Below are 442 nucleotides of genomic sequence, written 5' to 3'. Positions count from 1 at the left end.
CTCGAGTACGACGCCAGCATCGCGGGCGAGAACTCGGGCCGGCCGTTCGGCATCGTGGGGCTCCGGCCGATCCAGCTGAGCACACGGAATGCGCTTGAGGATCTTGCCCAAGGACGCGGCAAGTTCACCACGGCTCAGTGGAAGGACCTGTTGCTCCGCAGCGTGGGCTTCGAGCCGGAGGCGCTCAGTGATCGCGCTCGGGACGTCTTGTTGCTGCGAATGATCCCGTTTGTCGTCCGCAACTACAACATGGTGGAGCTCGGTCCCAGGGGTACCGGCAAGTCCCACCTCTTCCAGCAGGTCAGCCCTTACTCGCACCTGGTGAGCGGCGGCAAGGCGACGGTCGCGCGCATGTTCGTCAACAACGCGAACGGACAGCGAGGCCTGGTCGCCCAGTACGACGTGGTTTGCTTCGACGAGGTGTCAGGCGTTTCCTTCGACC

At 64.3% G+C, this 442-nt stretch carries 1 protein-coding gene; it reads left to right on the top strand.

Translation table 11 applies throughout. The annotated features are described in order from the left end of the window. On the top strand, nucleotides 1-442 hold a 442-nt coding region (locus M3677_RS18740), incomplete at both ends, for a BREX system Lon protease-like protein BrxL (RefSeq protein ID WP_251161186.1).

Source organism: Curtobacterium sp. P97, from assembly GCF_023712445.1.
In the GTDB taxonomy this organism is placed as follows: Bacteria; Actinomycetota; Actinomycetes; order Actinomycetales; family Microbacteriaceae; genus Curtobacterium.
Note: the sequence above shows the minus strand (reverse complement) of the source record. Positions and strands in the feature narration are given on the sequence as shown.